Consider the following 16,706-nt stretch of genomic DNA (forward strand, 5'->3'; position numbering starts at 1 on the left):
CTAGTCGGCCCGGCCGCGGGTGACCCGCAGGTAGGCGGCGGAGAAGGCGGCGAGCACGAGGAGCAGCAGCAGGCTCATGGCGCTCGCCGCGCCGAAATCGTGGTGGACGAACGCGTAGCGGTAGACGAGCAGCATCACGGTGACGGTGGAGTCCTGCGGGCCGCCGCCGGTCATCACGAAGGGCTCGGTGAACACCTGCATGGTGGCGACCACCTGGAGGAGCAGCAGCATCAGGATGACGAAGCGGGTCCCCGGGACCGTCACGTGCCACAGCCGTCGCCAGAGCCCGGCGCCGTCCAGCTCGGCGGACTCGTAGAGCTCGCCTGGGATGGTCTGGAGGGCGGCCAGGTAGATCAGGGTGGCGGTGCCCATGTTGGCCCAGGTGGAGACGATGACCAGCGAGATCAGGGCGGTGTCAGGGGAGTTGGTCCACTGGGAGGTGGGCAGCCCCGCGGTGCCGAGCACCTCGTTGATCAGCCCGCCCTCCGGCTGGTAGAACCAGCGCCACATCAGGGCCACCACGACGGGCGGCAGCATCACCGGCAGGTAGACGAGGACCCTGAAGTAGGCGCGGGCGTGCCGGAACTCGTTGATCAGCACGGCGGCGACGAACGGCACACCGAAGCCGAGCACCAGCGCGTAGAGGGTGAACAGGGCGCTGTTGCGCCAGGCGGTGGCGAACAGCGGGTCGTCGAGGACGTGGCGGAAGTTCTCCAGGCCGACCCAGCTGGAGCCGCGGACGAAGTTCACCTCCTGGAAGGCGAGGACCACGTTCCTGACGACCGGGTACCAGGCGAAGACGGCGAAGACCACCAGCGCGCCGCACAGGAACCCGTAGGCGGTGAGGTGTTCGGTCAGCCGCCGCCTGGTGGCCCGGGCGGCCGGCGCGGTCGCCGTTCCTCGGAGGGCCATCTCAGGAGGCGCCGTAGATCCGGTCGACCTGCTCCGCCGCGTCGGCGAGCACCGCGTCGACGTCCGTGTCGCGCTCGGTCAGCACGGCCTGCATGACGTTGTCGAGGATCGCGTAGACCTCCTGGGCCCGCGGCGGTTCGATCCGGCCCTCGATCTCGGGAGCCGCCTCCATGAAGGGCGCGACGTGCTCCACCGGAACGTTGGCGTACTGCTCCTTGAGCGCCTCGACCGCGTCCCTGGTCTCGCCGGCTGTCCAGATGTCGGGGGTGGGCGGCATGGGGAGGCCGACCGGCAGCCCGTCGTCGCGGCTCTCCCGGATGCGGCGCTCGATCTCGTCCGGGTTGACGAACCGCCACTGGAGCCAGGTGAGGGCGGCGTCGATCTGCTCGGGCGTGGCGTTGGCGTTGACCATGTAGCCCTCGCCGCCGACGAGGGTGGCCTGGCCGTCGGGGACGGGGGCGAGGCCCAGGTTCTCGTAGGAGCCCTCGTACTGCCTGACCAGGGTGGGCAGGTTGTCCGGGGCGGCTATGTACATGCCCAGCTGCCCGGCGCCCATCTGGACCATCAGGTCCTCGCAGGAGCGGAGTTGGTCGCTGCCCATCGAGTCGTCCTCCCACCGCATGGCCTGGAGGGTGCGCAGCAGCCCGCGCGCCGGGGCGGCATCGAACGCGGCGCGGTGGGATTCGCCCTCCGGCTCGGCGACGAGGCCGCCCCTGGAGTAGATCTCGGCGGTCAGGTGCCAGCCGCCGGTGTTGTCGATGGTGCACTCGCCGTAGCCGGTGACGCCGCCGCCGAGTTCGGCGATGGCGTCGGCGGCCTCGCGGACCTCCTCCCAGGTGGTCGGGGGCGCGTCGGGGTCGAGGCCGGCGCGCTCGAAGAGGTCGCGGTTGTAGAGCAGGCCCATCGAGTAGTTGGCGGTGGGGATGCCGTACTGGCGGCCCGCCTCGTCCTGGAAGACCCGGTGGAGCTCGGGCCGCACCTGGTCGAGCCGGGGTACGTCGGCGAGGTGGTCGGTGATGTCGGCGGCGTAGCCCTGCTCGATGATGCCGGCGGGGTCGGTGAAGTAGACGTAGAAGACGTCCTCCAGGTCGCCGCCCGCGACCCGGGTGTTGAACGTCTCGGGCTCCATGAAGCCCTCGTGCGGAACGATGTCGATGTCCGGGTGCGCCTCCTCGAAGGCCGCGATCTCGGCGAGGAAGACCCGCAGTTCACGCTCGTCGGTGCCGGGCGGCTGGCCGTTGATGTCGAGCCGGATCCGCCCGTCGTCGCCGGTGGCGCCGTCGCCGGATGAGCAGGCGACCAGGGCGAGCGGGAGGACGAGGGCGGTGGCGGTCGCGAGGCGGACGCGGAGCCGCCGGTGCGCGCTGCGTGTCATGAGGGACCCCTTCGTCGGCACGGCACGGCGTGACCACAGAGTGGCGCACACTCAACCACCGGAGTCAGCAGCGCGCAATATCCTGCGTGTAAAGGGAAAAAAATTGACTACGCCTCGCGGGGTGCGGGCCCTGTCGACTCGCGGACCACCAGTTCCGGCTCGAACAGCAGCTCGCCGCGGGCCACGTCGCGGCCCCCGAACTGGGCCACCAGCATCTCCACGGCCGCCCGCCCCATCGCCTCGATCGGCTGTCGCACCGTGCTCAACGGCGGCGAGGTGCAGGTCATCAGCGCCGAGTCGTCGAAGCCCACCACGGACAGGTCGTCGGGCACCCCGAGCCCACGCCGCCTGGCCGCGCGCACCGCGCCGAGCGCGATCACGTCGCTGGCGCAGATCACGCCGGTGACGCCGCGCTCCAGCAGGGTCGCGGTGGCCGCCTGCCCGCCCTCGAGCGTGTACATCGCCCTGGCCACCAGGTCGTCCGGCAGCTCCCGGCCGGCGGCCGCGGCCACCGCGCGGGCGGCGGCCAGCTTGCGCTGGGACGGCATGTGGTCGCTCGGGCCGAGCACCAGGCCGATCCGCTCGTGGCCGAGCGAGACCAGGTGCCGCCACGCCTGCTCGGCCGCCACCGCGTCGTCGCAGGAGACCTGCGGAAAGCCGAGCCCCGGCACGGAGGCGTTGATCAGCACCACCGGCAGCCGCCGCTCGGCGAGCAGCCGGTAGTGGTCGTGCGAGGCGTCCGCCTGCGCGTACCGACCGCCGGCGAACACCACGCCGGAGACCTGCTGTTGGAGCAGCAGGTCGACGTAGTCCGTCTCCTGCACGCCGCCCGGGGTCTGGGTGCACAGCACCGGAACCAGGCCGCGCTGGGCGAGCACCCCGCCGAGCACCTCGGCGAACGCCGGGAAGATCGGGTTGCTCAGCTCGGGCAGCACCAGGCCGACCAGCCGGCCGCGCTCCCCGCGCAGCTGGGTGGGGCGCTCGTAGCCGAGCACGTCGAGCGCCGTGAGGACGGCCTGCCGAGTGGCCTCGGAGACCCCGGGCTTGCCGTTGAGCACCCGGCTGACCGTGGCCTCGCTGACCCCCACCTTCTGCGCGACCTGCGCAAGTCGTCGTGTCATGGCCGCAAGAATAATGCAAGCCACGCAAGTCACTTGCGTCACCCCCGAACCAAGGGACGGGAGCGGCGCCCGGGTCAGGAGAGGCTAGCCTTACCTGGGTGAGCACGTGCACCACCCTCTCCCAGGCCCTGACGGAGCCGCTGGCCGGGACCGCCAGCGCCGCGCGGACCTGGCTGCTGATCGAACAGCCGGGCCCCTGGGGCCCCGACGCCCTGGTCGACAGCCACCTCGACCCCGCCGTGGGCCGGGCCCTGGAGGCCGCCACCGCCGGCACCGGCGTCCGGGTGGCGCTCATCCGCCGGCCTGGGCGGCACGCCGACCGCCCGGGAGGCCGCCGCGCCTACCTGGCCCACACCCTGCCGGGGAACGCCTGGGTCCGGGTCACCGACCACGTGCGCCCGGAGCGCCTGCTCGACCTGGACTTCGCCAGGCTCGGCGCCGGCGACCACGACGGACGCTGGGAGCCGCACCGCGGCGAGCCGCTGACCCTGGTGTGCACCAACGGCCGGCGCGACCGCTGCTGCGCGCTGCTCGGCCGGCCGCTGGCCGCCGAGCTGGTGGCCAGCGGCGGCTCGGAGGTCTGGGAGATCAGCCACATCGGCGGGCACCGCTTCTCCCCCACGCTGCTGGTCCTGCCGCACGGCTACGCCTACGGGCGGATGACCGCGGTGGGCGTCAAGAGCGTCCTGGCGGCGCTGGACGACGGCCAGCTGGTCACGGAAGGCTGCCGCGGCCGGTCCGCCTGGGACCGGCCTGGCCAGGCCGCCGAGCTGGCCGTCCGGGAGGCCACCGGTGAGCACGGCCTGGACGCGCTGGCCGTGCTCGCCGACCGGGGCCGGGACGGGATCGTGGTGGGCCACACGGACGGCCGCCGCTGGCGGGTGACGGTGGCGGAGCACACCGCCGGCGAACCCGCCCCCGCCAGCTGCGGCGCGCTCTTCGAGACCCGCCCACGGATCGCCGTCACCGACATCGTCACCCTGCCGAGCGCGCCGCCGTCCCCCTGAGCCGGCGCCGCGACTACGTGTCGATGCGGGAGCGGTCGAGCGTGGCCGCCGAGTTGGTGATGAACTCGCGGCGAGGCGCCACCTCGTTCCCCATCAGCAGGCTGAACGCCTCCTCGGCCGCCTCCAGGTCGTTGATGTTGATCCGCCGCAGGGTGCGCCGGCGCGGGTCCATCGTGGTCTCGGCCAGCTGGTCGGCGTCCATCTCGCCGAGGCCCTTGTAACGCTGGATCGACTCCTTGAAGCGGACCTTGCGGCGCTCCAGATCGAGCAGCGTCTCGCGGAGCTCGGCGTCCGAGTAGGTGTACAGGTACTTGTCCTGCCCCTTCTTCGGGTTGCTCAGCTCGATCCGGTGCAGCGGCGGCACGGCCGAGAAGACCCGGCCCTGCTCGACCATCGGCCGCATGTAGCGCTGGAACAGCGTCAGCAGCAGACAGCGGATGTGCGCCCCGTCCACGTCGGCGTCGGCCAGGAAGATCACCCGGCCGTAGCGTGCCTGGTCGATGTCGAAGGTACGCCCCGAGCCGGCTCCTATCACCTGGATGATGGCGCCGCACTCGGCGTTCTTCAGCATGTCGGACACCGACGACTTCTGAACGTTCAGGATCTTGCCGCGGATCGGCAGCAGCGCCTGGAACTCCGAGTTCCTGGCCAGCTTGGCCGTGCCGAGCGCGCTGTCGCCCTCGACGATGAACAGCTCGCTGCGGTCCACGTCGTCGCTGCGGCAGTCGGCCAGCTTGGCCGGCAGCGCCGAGGACTCCAGGGCCGTCTTGCGGCGCTGGGCCTCCTTGTGCTGGCGGGCGGCGATCCGGGTGCGGGCGGCGGCGACGACCTTCTCCAGCACGGCGCGGGCCTGCTGCTTGTCGTCCCGCCTGCTGGAGGTCAGGAAGCCCTTGAGCTCCTTGCCGACCACCTGGGCCACGATCCGGGAGGCGGCCGAGGTGCCGAGCACCTCCTTGGTCTGGCCCTCGAACTGCGGCTCCGCGAGCCGCACCGTGACCACCGCGGTCATGCCCTCCAGGGCGTCGTCCTTGACGACGTCGTCCTCGGCGACCCGCAGCAGCTTGGTGGCGCGCAGCACCTCGTTGACGGTGCGGGTGACGGCCCGCTCGAAGCCGGTGACGTGGGTGCCGCCCTTGGGGGTGGCGATGATGTTGACGAACGACCGCACGGTGCTGTCGTAGCCGGTGCCCCAGCGCAGCGCGATGTCCACGTCCAGGTCGCGCTTGACCTCAGTCGGGATCATGTGGCCGCGGTCGTCGAGGACCGGGACGGTCTCCTTGAAGGTGCCCTGGCCGGTGAGCCGCAGCACGTCGCAGACCGGCTTGTCGGAGGCCAGGAACTCGCAGAACTCGCTGATCCCGCCGTCGTAGTGGAAGACCTCCTCGGACGGCTCGGCACCGTCGACACCCCGTTCGTCACGGACCGTGATGGTCAGCCCGGGGACCAGGAAGGCCGTCTGCCTGGCGCGGGCGTACAGGGTGTCGAGGGAGAGCTTGGCGTCCTTGAGGAAGATCTGCCGGTCCGCCCAGTAGCGCACCCGGGTGCCGGTGCGGGTCTTGGGGATCTTCTTGGCCTTGCGCAGGCCGTTGGCCGGGGCGAACGGGGCCTCGGGCCCGGTCCTGGCGAAGACGCCGGGGGTGCCGCGCCGGAAGCTGATGGCGTGGGTGCTGCCGCCCCGGTCGACCTCCACGTCGAGCCGGGCGGAGAGGGCGTTCACCACGGAGGCGCCGACGCCGTGCAGGCCGCCGGAGGCCGCGTAGGAGCCGCCGCCGAACTTGCCGCCGGCGTGCAGCTTGGTCATCACGACCTCGACGCCGGAGAGCCCGGTCTTCGGCTCGATGTCGACGGGGATGCCGCGCCCGTCGTCCCGGACCTCGACCGAGCCGTCGCCGTGCAGCAGCACCTCGATCCGGTCGCAGTGCCCGCCCAGGGCCTCGTCGACGGCGTTGTCGATGATCTCCCAGAGGCAGTGCATCAGCCCCCGGCTGTCCGTGGACCCGATGTACATGCCCGGCCGCTTACGGACCGCCTCGAGACCCTCCAGGACGAGCAGGTGCCGCGCGGTGTAGTTGCCTGCCGGGTCGGCCCCGGTCAACAGTGCTGTGGACTGCACGGACGTGTCGGCGGTCACGCAGTTCGCTCCTCGCTGAATTCTGATCTGGCCCAGATGTGGTGGCGGTCGCCGCTCAGAGGGTACCGAGGCCCTGTAGAGCGGTTGTGCGGCTCCCCGGGAAGTATCCAGGGTAGCCGAGCATCGCTCACACGTTCGATAACTCGTCTGGGTGACGTGTACATCACGTTCCCTTCGAGGCATGAACCATTTAGGCTCCGGGCACGTCCTCCTGAACAAGGGAGGGCCCCCGGATACACCGAGGTAGCCGGAACAAAACAACTAGACGACGCATTACACCAAGCGACTGCAATACGGCTCATTCGCCGCCACCGGGCAGCGTTCGGCCATCTCGGGAGAAATTTTTCCATCGAGAAGCCGCGAGCGGGAACGTTCTCGGCCTGGTTGGATGTTGTCCCTGGTACGACAGCTCGTCGAGCTAGAGAAGAGGCGACGTGACTACTGTTCTGACCCCCGCGACCCCGCTGACGGCTGGGGACCGCTGCGACCGCTGTGGTGCCCAGGCGTATCTTCGCGTGGTCCTCATCAGCGGCGGAGAGCTGCTGTTCTGCGCTCACCACGGCCGCAAGTTCGAGCCGGAGCTCAAGAAGATCGCCGCGGAGATACAGGACGAGACGGAGAAGCTCACCGCGACTCCCGCATCCGCGAGCGACGACGAACGCTGATCGACCGAGATCCGACGTATCGCGTCCCCCTGACGACGGGCTCCGTCCGGTCGGTGTGTCGACCGGACAACGGGCGGTCACCCGTGCACGCGCGGTGACCGCCCGTTTCCCTGCCCTCCAGGCCCTTCCTGCGGGCCACGGCAGCCTCCCATGACGCCGCGAGAAGGCCGGCGGCCCCCGAGAGGGGCCACCGGCCGTTCAGGCGCGCCGGGACGGGGCTCTCGGGCCCCGCGCCCGGGCTGCCGCCTCAGTCGAGGTAGTCCCGCAGCACCTGCGAGCGGGACGGGTGACGCAGCTTGGACATGGTCTTGGACTCGATCTGCCGGATCCGCTCCCGGGTCACCCCGTAGACCTTGCCGATCTCGTCCAGCGTCTTGGGCTGGCCGTCGGTGAGGCCGAAGCGCATCGAGACGACGCCGGCCTCGCGCTCGCTCAGCGTGTCGAGCACGGAGTGCAGCTGCTCCTGGAGCAGCGTGAAGCTGACCGCGTCGGCCGGCACCACGGCTTCGGAGTCCTCGATGAGGTCACCGAACTCGCTGTCGCCGTCCTCGCCGAGCGGGGTGTGCAGCGAGATCGGCTCCCGACCGTACTTCTGGACCTCGACGACCTTCTCCGGGGTCATGTCGAGTTCCTTGGCCAGCTCCTCGGGGGTGGGCTCACGGCCCAGGTCCTGGAGCATCTGCCGCTGGACGCGGGCGAGCTTGTTGATCACCTCGACCATGTGCACCGGGATGCGGATGGTGCGGGCCTGGTCGGCCATGGCGCGGGTGATCGCCTGCCGGATCCACCAGGTGGCGTACGTGGAGAACTTGTAGCCCTTGGTGTAGTCGAACTTCTCGACCGCGCGGATCAGACCGAGGTTGCCCTCCTGGATCAGGTCCAGGAAGAGCATGCCGCGGCCGGTGTAGCGCTTGGCCAGCGAGACGACCAGCCGGAGGTTGGCCTCCAGCAGGTGGTTCTTGGCCCGGCGGCCGTCCTCGGAGATGATCTCCAGCTCGCGGCGCAGCTTGGGCGCGATCTTGTCGGAGCTGGCCAGCTTGTCCTCGGCGAAGAGACCCGCCTCGATGCGCTTGGCGAGCTCCACCTCCTGCTCCGCGTTGAGCAGGGGGACCTTGCCGATCTGCTTGAGGTAGTCCTTGACCGGGTCGGCCGTGGCGCCGGCGGCGGCCACCTGCTGGGCCGGGGCGTCGTCCTCGTCGTCGTCGGAGAGGACGAAGCCCTCGTTCTCCTGCTTGCCCTCGGGGCCCTCACCGGGAGCGGCACCGGCCCGCACGGCGCGGTCGGTGGGCTCTTCCAGGCCCTCCTCGTCGCCGTCCAGGAACTCGTCGGCCAGCTCCGACTTGCCGTTCGGCTCGTCCTTCTTGCCCGCGGTCTTCTTGGTGGCGACGGGGCCCTTCTTGGCGGCCGGCGCCTTCTTGGCCACGGCCTTCTTCGCCGGGGCCTTCTTGGCGACCGCCTTCTTGGCCACGGCCTTCTTCGCCGCGGGACGGCTCACGGAGCCGCCCGCCGCCTCGGCGCGCTCGACCTCACCAGCCGGATCCTCCGGGCGAGCCATGGCGGTGGCCTGCTTGGCCGGAGCCGTCTTGGCCGCGACGGTCTTGGTCGCGGTGCGCTTGGCCGTCGTCTTCGCGGCGACACTCTTCCGGGTGCGCTTGGGCGCCTCGGCGGCACTCACCATCAGCGTCACGCCCTCCTCGTCGAGGATCTGGTTGAGGCTGCGCAGAACGTTCTTCCACTGGGCTTTCGGGATCTGGTCAGCCTCGATGGCCCGGCGCAGATCATCGCCGGCGATCTGCCCCTCAGCCTTTCCCCGTTCGATCAGCGCCATCACAGAATTTGACTCGGCGATCTCGGCAGGGAGAGTACGGGAAGTGCTGGCCGACACGAACAACCTCTCGGAAACTCTGGGAACGGCTTAGGGCCCGCCCGAAGCAAGCGGAACCGTGACCGACGGCGGGGTGGGCCGGCGGTGGTGGCGCGGTGCTGCGGACCCTCGGTCCGGACACTACGGCCACCTCTTCAATCATCGCGCTGCTTCCCGAAGCGTTACGCGGCTCGCACGTGGCGCGAGTCACATCGCGACCCGACGGCGACGAGTCGGGCCCGAGGCGCCGCCGGAACCCTGCCGGGTCGGCCCCGACGACGCCGGGTCGCGTGTCGTTCCGCCGGCTCAGTGCTCGCGCGGGGCGGGAACCACATGGTCCGAGCCCGCCGCGGCCGCGGCGCCGTCCGTGGAGAGGGAGAGCAGGTGGCGCATCGCGGTCTCGGCGGCGGCCGGCTCCCCTGAGGTGACGGCGTCCACGATGCGCTGGTGCTGGGCGACCGAGCCCTCCGTCGGGTGCTCACAGCCGGAGGGGGCGCCGCCGGAGACCTGGAGCGCGGAGGCGACGATCCCGGACAGGTGCTCCAGCATGCGGTTGCCGGCGGCCTGGAGGAGCAGGGCGTGGAACTCGGCGTCGGCGCGGGAGAAGGTGAGCGCGTCGCCCTGGGCGAGGGCGTGGGTCATGATGTCGACCATGTCGCCGAGACGCTGCCGCACCTCCTCCCTGGTGTCGCGAGCGGCGAGCCTGGCGGCCAGCGGCTCGATGGTCAGGCGCAGCTCGCACAGCTCACGACGCTGGTCCTCGCGCTGCGGGCCGAACGCCCGCCACTCGATGATGTCGGGGTCGAGCAGGTTCCAGTCGCCGACGGGGCGGACCCGGGTGCCCACGTTGGGCCGGGCGCTCACCAGGCCCTTGGCCTCGAGGACCCGCAGCGACTCGCGGACCACGGTGCGGGAGACCTCGAAACGCTGGCCGATCTCCTCGGGAACCAGCGGCCGGTCGGCGCCGAGGTCGCCGGAGACGATCATCTGGCCGAGCTGCTGGACGAGTTGGCCGTGGAGCCCGCGGCCCCGGCTGCCGGCGGCGCGGCGGCCGACCCGCCCCATGTCGGTGTCGGGGCCGTCCCAGGCCGGCGCGTTGGTGGTGCGAGCCGCTCCCGTCGACTCGGCGTACGAGTAGCGGTCCAGCTCACCCGGGCCGGCGGGGCCGGAGTCGGCGGAACGGGTGGCGGTCATCATGGAGTGCGCAAGGGTAGTCACGCCTCCTTTGTCGGCGGCCCTCGTTGACACCTTGAGGTCTTTGGTGAAAAGCACACGAAAGGGTGATCGGCGGCTCCCGCATAATTGACGCCTAACCGTAAGGAAATGGACGCCGGTCGAGACGGCGGTCGAGCAACCTCCCGCGCCGCCGCCCAGTTGGGGCCGCGCCGGCGCCTTGGGGCGGGTGGGGCGACCGGCCGACTCGCCGATCAACGTGGGCTGTTGCGCAGGCAGACCAGCGTGTACCCGCAGAGCAGCACGGCGAGCGAGAGCAGCAGCGCCCAGCCGACGGGCCGGGTGGCGAGCGCCGCGGACGCCGACAGCCAGCGGTCCACGCCGGAGGGGAGCGGCAGCGTCGTCAACGCGTGCAGCCTGCCCGGCAGTCCGTCGAGGGAGCGCCCGGCGCCACTGTCGAGCGCGGCCCGCAACGCGGGCGCCAGCAGCAGGGGCACCGCGCCGACGGCGGCCGAGCCGACCAGCGTGGAGCGGAAGATCCCGGCCGCCAGCAGCCCGGCCCAGGCGCAGCCGACGGAGAGCCCAACGGTGCCGGAGAGCGCCACGTCCCAGGAGCCGGAGATGCGGCGGCCCTCGGCGAACAGCGCGGTGAGCGCGGCCGAGTTGATCACGAGCGCGGCGAGGCACAGCGCGACGGCGGCGAGCGCGGAGACGACGAGCTTGCCCGCGAGCAGCGAGAGTCGGCGTGGCACCGGCACCCGGGAGGGGGCGAGCGCGGGGTACCTGAACTCGTGGCCGAAGGAGAGCGCTCCCAACAGGCCGGCGGCCATGGCGACGGGCGGCAGTGGCAGCGGCTCGGCCCAACCGGCGAGCACCCGCTCGGCGGGGCGGGCCCCGGCGGCGGCGAGGCAGAGCGCGGCGACCAGCCCGCAGAACAGCGCGGCCGCCTTCACCCACCATCCGGTGGGCACGCCCGCCCAGCGGCGCAGTTCGTAGCGCAACGGCCAACTCGGGCCGGGCGGGGGGAGAACGGGCAGTTCGGGCGGGAGCAGGGAACTCCGTGGCCGCGGGGTCGCCGGCCTGGCGGCGTCGGTCGAGGGCGCCGCCGCGGGCGACCGACCGTCGGCGCGGAGCAGCGGGCCGACGGTCGACCGGTCGCCCGAGTCTCCTTCCTCGTCGGCGAGTTGGTGTACGAGCACTCGGTGTCTGAAGGCGACCTCGCCGACGGCGGCGCAGCTGCTGCCGTACACAGAGAGCCGGTTGCCCGACTCGCGGACGATCTCGAGGGGCGGCTCGCCCTCGCCGCCGGCGGCCGCGCGGGACTCGCCGGTCAGCGCCGCCGCCAGCCGCTCGGCGTGCGGGGTGCGCACGGCCACCCGCGGCCGCAGCCGGGTGCGGGCGAAGTCCGCTCCGGTCTGGTCGGCCACCAGCCGCCCCGCGTCGAGGGTGATCACCCGGTCCGCGACGCCGACGGCCTCCGGCACCTCCCGCGTGGTGATCAGGACCGCGCCGCCCCGCTCGGCGCGCTCGCGCAACAGCCCGTGCAGCCAGGCGGTCTCGCGGGCGGCGAGGCCGAGCGAGGGCTCGTCGAGCACCAGGGTGTGCGGATCCCCGATGAGCGCGGCGGCCAGCCCGAGCCTGCGGTCCATGCCCCGGGAGAGGGTGCCGAGACGCTGGCCGGCGAGGCCGCCGAGGCCGACGCCCTCCAGTGCCTCGTCGGCCCGCTCGGCGGGCACCCCGGCGGCCGCCGACAGCATCCGGAGGTGGCCGGCCGCGGTGCGCCACGGGTGCCCGGGCACGTCGCCGAGCAGGGCGCCGACCTCCCGGGACGGATGCGGCACCCTGGCGATCGGGCGGCCGCGGAAGAGCGCGACGCCGCGCCCCGGGGACAGCTGGAGCATCAGCCGCAGCGCGGCCGACTTGCCGGATCCCGGGGGCCCGAGCAGCACGGTGACGTGGCCTGGGCGTGCCTCGAAGCTGAGATCCTCGACGGCCGGCGACCGGCCGCGGCGGGACGCGCTGGTGAGTCCGATGGCCTGGATCATCGATATCTCCCGTTGAGCGTGCACTCCACGGCACCATAACGGGACATATGACATTTTCCGGGCGACGCGCGGGCCGGGCGGTCCAGCCCCGCTACACCTCGGGGCGCAGCATCGGCGGGTTCAGGGCGGTGGCCTCGCCCGCCCTGAAGAGCTGGGCCGGGCGACCGCCCTGCCGGGTGGTCGTGCCACCGACCGGCACCAGGAAGCCGGGGGTCCCGGTGACCTTGCGGTGGAAGTTGCGCGGATCGAGGGCGACCCCCCAGACCGCCTCGTAGACCCGGCGCAGCTCCCCCACCGTGAACTCGGCCGGGCAGAAGGCGGCCGCCAGCGACGAGTACTCGATCTTCGACCGGGCCCGCTCCACCCCGTCGGCGAGGATCCGCGCGTGGTCGAAGGCGAGCCGCCCGCTCCCGGCGCCGCCCGCGGCCGCGAGGAGCCCCGGCACGGGCGTCCACTGGGCGCCCCCGGCGTCGCCCCCCGGCGTCGGGGCGGGCAGACCGGGGGCCAGCACCAGATGCGCGACGCTGACCACCCGCATCCTGGGATCACGCCCAGGATCGCCGTAGGTCGCCAGCTGTTCCAGGTGGGCCCCGGCGTGCTGGCTGCCCGCGTCCTGCGTGTGAAGCCCCGTCTCCTCGGCGAGCTCGCGCGCCGCGGCGGAGGCCAGGTCCTCGTCGGCCCGGACGAAGCCCCCGGGAAGCGCCCACTGCCCCTGGAACGGCTCCTCGCCCCTGGTGACCGTGAGCGCGCACAACGCGTGGCGCCGGACGGTGAGCACGACCAGATCGACGGTGACGGCGAACGGCGGGAAGTCCGACGGGTCGTAGGGCATGCCGTGATCATAGGGGCCCCCGACGCCCGGTCAGTGCTCGCGGGCGGCCCGCTGTTGCCGCATGCAGCGGCGCAACGGCTCGGGATCGAGACCCTCGTTGCACGCCTGGTGGAGCAGCCTCGCGAAGACGTACTCGGGCTCGATCTCCAGCGCCCTGCCCAGCGCCACCCGGGCTCCCAGCTCGTCGCCGATCGACCAGGAGACCCAGCCGGCCAAGGTGAGCGGGGCGGCCGCGTGGGTCTCGTAGGCGGCCACGCAGCGCCTGGCCAGCGCCCGCCACAGGCGCAGCGCGACATCCGCCTCGGCTCCCTCCATCCACTCCGCCGCGCGGTCGCGGGCCAGCCGGTCCTGGAGGCCGAGCACCAGCCGGGCCGCCTCCTCCGAGGTGAGCAGGGCGTCGTCCCTGGCATCGGCCGCGGGGTCGTCGGGATCGCCGGGAGCGGAGGCCCGGCGGAAGCGGCTCAGCAGCCGCTCGGCCAGCTCGGCGGTCTCGCCACGGACGGCCGGGAGGTCGGGCGCCCCGTCGAGCATCCGCGGCAGCAACGCCTCGGCCGCCGCGTCGAAGGCCCGGACCTGGCGCGCGGCGTGCGGCTGCCCGAGCGGGGTGAACCTGCGCTCCAGCTCCCTGAGGGAGCCGCGCACACGGATGCCGGCGTAGGCCGCCGCCGCGGCCATCGGGGAGCTGCCGCGCCGCGGCAGCTCGCTGCCCTCGCCCGAGCAGCATCCGGTGCCGGGGCAGCAGTACGACCAGTAGCGGTCGTCGGAGACGAACAGGGCCTCGTACACGGGGATGTCGAGCGCCCCACAGGCCGTGCGGAGCAGTTGGGCCAGCGGGCGCAGGCGTTCCATCGCCTCCCGGCCGGCCCCGGCGGACGGCTCCTGGCAGAGGTAGACGACGGCCGCGTCCGGCTTGCCGCCGTGCTTGCCGCCGCTGTCGGCGAGGCATCCGGCGAGCTGTTCCGCGGTCTCCGCCCAGCTCTCGGGATCGCCCGGGATCCCGGTGCGGATCCGCCCGCCCACCCGGCCGCGCTGCCCGTGCAGGGCGACGAGCACGATCGAGTCGTCCGGGTGGAAGCCGAGCAGGTAGGGCAGGGCGTCGGCGAGGTCGGCCGGGCCGCGGAGCGTGACGCGGTTGTCGGCGGTGAGGGTCACTTCGCGGAGGGAATCGGTGTGGTGGGTCATGCCAGGAGCGTGCCGGGGGTTGGGGGATCGATGCGGAAAGTTATCCACAGATCGCCGCATAAATCATGTGAGTCATATGTATGAGTGGGTTTTCCACAGGGCGGTTGGCAGATCGTCCCCGTCATCCGCTTGCATGGGGGGCATGCAGCAAGCATCCGCGGGAGCTCCCCCGCACTCCACCGCCACCGAATCCACCGCACCGGGGCCCGACACCCCGGAGCGGGCCCGGCTGCGCGAGGCCGCCGACACCGTGCTGGCCCGGCTGGTCGGCGACGACACGGGCCAGGCCACGTTGCGCCCCGACCAGTGGCGAGCCATCGAAGCCCTGGTCGCGGAGCACCGCAGGGCGCTGGTCGTGCAGCGCACGGGCTGGGGAAAGTCCGCGGTCTACTTCGTCGCCACCGCCCTGCTGCGGGAGCGGGGCAGCGGCCCCACCGTCATCATCTCGCCGCTGCTCGCGCTCATGCGCAACCAGATCGAGGCCGCGCGGCGGGCGGGCATCTCCGCCCGCACCATCAACTCCTCCAACAGCGAGGAGTGGGAGTCGGTGCGCGCCGAGGTGGCGGCCGGCGAGGTGGACGTGCTGCTGGTGAGCCCCGAGCGGCTCAACAACCCGGAGTTCCGGGACACCGTGCTCCCCGAGCTGGCCGCCAGCACCGGCCTGCTGGTCGTCGACGAGGCCCACTGCATCTCCGACTGGGGCCACGACTTCCGGCCCGACTACCGCCGGCTGCGCACCATGCTCGCCGAGCTCCCCGCGGGGGTCCCGGTGCTGGCCACCACGGCCACGGCCAACTCCCGGGTCACGGCCGATGTCGCGGAGCAGCTGGGCACCGGCGGCGACTCGGCGGAGGCCCTGGTGCTCAGGGGCCCGCTCGACCGGGAGAGCCTGCGCCTCTCGGTGCTGGGGCTGCCCGACGCCGCGCACCGTCTCGCCTGGCTCGACGGCAATCTGGGCCGGCTGCCCGGCTCGGGCATCATCTACACCCTCACCGTCGCGGCCGCCGAGGAGGTGACGGCCTACCTGACGGCGTGCGGCCACCGGGTCGTCGCCTACACCGGCCGCACGGAGAACGCCGACCGCGTCGCCGCCGAGGACGATCTGTTGGCCAACCGCGTCAAGGCGCTGGTCGCCACGTCCGCGCTCGGCATGGGATTCGACAAGCCCGATCTGGGCTTCGTCATCCACCTGGGCTCCCCCTCCTCCCCCATCGCCTACTACCAGCAGGTGGGCCGCGCCGGCCGCGGCGTCGACCAGGCCGAGGTGCTGTTGCTGCCCGGCCCGGAGGACGAGGCGATCTGGCGCTACTTCGCCTCGCTGGCCTTCCCACCCGAGTCGCAGGTCAGGCACACCCTCCAGGTGCTCGCGGCCGCCGACCGGCCGCTGTCGCTGCCCGCCCTCGAACCGCAGGTCGAGCTGCGCAGGTCGCGGCTGGAGATGATGCTCAAGGTCCTCGACGTGGACGGCGCGGTGCGCCGGGAGCGTGGCGGCTGGTCGGCCACCGGCAAGCCCTGGGAGTACGACGCCGAGCGTTACGCGTGGGTCGCGCGTCAGCGGGCCGCGGAGCAGCAGGCCATGCGGGAGTACGCGACCACCACGGGCTGCCGGATGGAGTTCCTGCGGCGCCAGCTCGACGACCCGGAGGCCGCCCCGTGCGGCAGGTGCGACAACTGCTCGGGCGGGAGGTTCGAGACCGGCGTGACGACCGTGGCCCTGGAGGCGGCCCGCGGCGAGTTGACCAGGCCGGGGATAGCGCTGGAGCCGCGGCGCATGTGGCCGACCGGGCTGCCCGCGATCGGGCTCCAGCTGAAGGGCCGGATCCCGGCCGGCGAGCAGGCGGAGCCGGGGCGGGCGCTGGGGCGGCTCTCGGACATCGGCTGGGGGAACCGGCTGCGCCCGATGCTGGCCCCCGGCGCGGAGGACGGCCGGCTCCCGAAGGACGTGCTCGACGCGGTGGTGGCCGTCCTCGCCGACTGGGCCAGAGGGCCCGGCGGTTGGGTAGCCGGCGGTCCGGAAGCGCTCGACCGACCGGTGGGCGTGGTGGGCGTCGCCTCCCGGGCCAGGCCGCGGCTGGTCGGCTCGCTGGCCGAGGGGATCGCCACGGCGGGCCGGATGCCACTGCTCGGCATGGTCCAGCACGCCGAGCACGCGGCCCGGGCCCAACGCAGCAACAGCGGCCGCCGGGTGCTCGAACTGCACGGCTCGCTCGAGTTGGCCGGGGGCACCGCCGAGGCGATCAGGGCGACACCGGGGCCGCTGCTGCTGGTCGACGACTTCACCGACTCCGGGTGGACGCTGGCGCTCGCGGCCCGGCTGCTGCGCGCCGAGGGCGCGGACCGGGTGCTCCCCCTGGTCCTCGCGGTGCAGGCATGAGGAGGTGAGGCGGCGAGTTGGTGGG

Annotated in this window: 12 protein-coding genes; 3 read left to right on the forward strand and 9 right to left on the reverse strand. The window is 72.7% G+C overall.

Annotated features, from left to right (window positions below):
* The 3 genes from ACYVPE_RS13815 to ACYVPE_RS13825 form a co-directional block, all read right to left on the reverse strand.
* Complete coding sequence (locus tag ACYVPE_RS13815) at nucleotides 1-912, reverse strand: carbohydrate ABC transporter permease (protein WP_461033834.1); 912 nt, start codon at nucleotides 910-912, stop codon at nucleotides 1-3.
* A 1-nt stretch (nucleotide 913) separates the two neighbouring features.
* Entirely contained in the window at nucleotides 914-2,287 is a 1,374-nt protein-coding gene (locus ACYVPE_RS13820) for an ABC transporter substrate-binding protein (RefSeq protein WP_461033835.1), read from the reverse strand.
* 107 nt (nucleotides 2,288-2,394) lie between these two features.
* Nucleotides 2,395-3,408: a LacI family DNA-binding transcriptional regulator gene (locus ACYVPE_RS13825; RefSeq protein ID WP_461033836.1), complete on the reverse strand. Its 1,014-nt coding sequence runs from the start codon at nucleotides 3,406-3,408 to the stop codon at nucleotides 2,395-2,397.
* Between the two features lie 98 nt (nucleotides 3,409-3,506).
* Between ACYVPE_RS13825 and ACYVPE_RS13830 the strand changes: the two genes are divergently transcribed.
* Entirely contained in the window at nucleotides 3,507-4,415 is a 909-nt protein-coding gene (locus tag ACYVPE_RS13830) for a sucrase ferredoxin (RefSeq protein ID WP_461033837.1), read from the forward strand.
* A gap of 13 nt (nucleotides 4,416-4,428) precedes the next feature.
* On the opposite strand, the gene ACYVPE_RS13835 is transcribed toward ACYVPE_RS13830, so the two are convergent.
* Complete coding sequence (locus ACYVPE_RS13835) at nucleotides 4,429-6,546, reverse strand: DNA gyrase/topoisomerase IV subunit B (protein WP_461033838.1); 2,118 nt, start codon at nucleotides 6,544-6,546, stop codon at nucleotides 4,429-4,431.
* 434 nt (nucleotides 6,547-6,980) lie between these two features.
* Here ACYVPE_RS13835 and ACYVPE_RS13840 point away from each other — a divergent pair, with 434 nt between their 5' ends.
* Nucleotides 6,981-7,211 carry a DUF7455 domain-containing protein gene (locus ACYVPE_RS13840; protein ID WP_132816144.1) on the forward strand — a complete coding sequence of 77 codons (231 nt, stop codon included), beginning with the start codon at nucleotides 6,981-6,983 and terminating at the stop codon, nucleotides 7,209-7,211.
* 247 nt (nucleotides 7,212-7,458) lie between these two features.
* Here the strand turns inward: ACYVPE_RS13840 and ACYVPE_RS13845 are convergent, their stop codons facing one another.
* From ACYVPE_RS13845 to ACYVPE_RS13865, 5 genes are all read right to left on the reverse strand, one after another.
* A complete protein-coding gene (locus ACYVPE_RS13845) occupies nucleotides 7,459-9,096 on the reverse strand; it encodes an RNA polymerase sigma factor (protein ID WP_461033839.1) in 1,638 nt (545 codons plus the stop codon).
* Nucleotides 9,097-9,381: 285 nt separating this feature from the next.
* A complete protein-coding gene (locus ACYVPE_RS13850) occupies nucleotides 9,382-10,347 on the reverse strand; it encodes a FadR/GntR family transcriptional regulator (protein WP_461033840.1) in 966 nt (321 codons plus the stop codon).
* 155 nt (nucleotides 10,348-10,502) lie between these two features.
* Complete coding sequence (locus ACYVPE_RS13855) at nucleotides 10,503-12,293, reverse strand: ATP-binding cassette domain-containing protein (protein WP_461033841.1); 1,791 nt, start codon at nucleotides 12,291-12,293, stop codon at nucleotides 10,503-10,505.
* A 91-nt stretch (nucleotides 12,294-12,384) separates the two neighbouring features.
* A complete protein-coding gene (locus ACYVPE_RS13860) occupies nucleotides 12,385-13,125 on the reverse strand; it encodes an NUDIX hydrolase (protein WP_461033842.1) in 741 nt (246 codons plus the stop codon).
* A 30-nt stretch (nucleotides 13,126-13,155) separates the two neighbouring features.
* Nucleotides 13,156-14,307 (reverse strand): DUF4192 domain-containing protein, encoded by a 1,152-nt coding sequence (locus tag ACYVPE_RS13865; protein WP_461033843.1) that lies wholly within the window; start codon nucleotides 14,305-14,307, stop codon nucleotides 13,156-13,158.
* A 142-nt stretch (nucleotides 14,308-14,449) separates the two neighbouring features.
* On the opposite strand from ACYVPE_RS13865, the gene ACYVPE_RS13870 reads away from it, so the two are divergent.
* Nucleotides 14,450-16,681 carry a RecQ family ATP-dependent DNA helicase gene (locus ACYVPE_RS13870; RefSeq protein ID WP_461033844.1) on the forward strand — a complete coding sequence of 744 codons (2,232 nt, stop codon included), beginning with the start codon at nucleotides 14,450-14,452 and terminating at the stop codon, nucleotides 16,679-16,681.
* Nucleotides 16,682-16,706: the final 25 nt, after the last annotated feature.

Source organism: Streptomyces mayteni (assembly GCF_054783955.1).

Excerpts from the sequence above, each read along its gene's own strand:
- ACYVPE_RS13815 (WP_461033834.1), bottom strand. The coding sequence starts at position 912 with ATGGCCCTCCGAGGAACGGCGACCGCGCCGGCCGCCCGGGCCACCAGG.
- ACYVPE_RS13820 (WP_461033835.1), bottom strand. The coding sequence starts at position 2,287 with ATGACACGCAGCGCGCACCGGCGGCTCCGCGTCCGCCTCGCGACCGCC.
- ACYVPE_RS13825 (WP_461033836.1), bottom strand. The coding sequence starts at position 3,408 with ATGACACGACGACTTGCGCAGGTCGCGCAGAAGGTGGGGGTCAGCGAG.
- ACYVPE_RS13855 (WP_461033841.1), bottom strand. The coding sequence starts at position 12,293 with ATGATCCAGGCCATCGGACTCACCAGCGCGTCCCGCCGCGGCCGGTCG.
- ACYVPE_RS13860 (WP_461033842.1), bottom strand. The coding sequence starts at position 13,125 with ATGCCCTACGACCCGTCGGACTTCCCGCCGTTCGCCGTCACCGTCGAT.
- ACYVPE_RS13865 (WP_461033843.1), bottom strand. The coding sequence starts at position 14,307 with ATGACCCACCACACCGATTCCCTCCGCGAAGTGACCCTCACCGCCGAC.
- ACYVPE_RS13870 (WP_461033844.1), top strand. The coding sequence starts at position 14,450 with ATGCAGCAAGCATCCGCGGGAGCTCCCCCGCACTCCACCGCCACCGAA.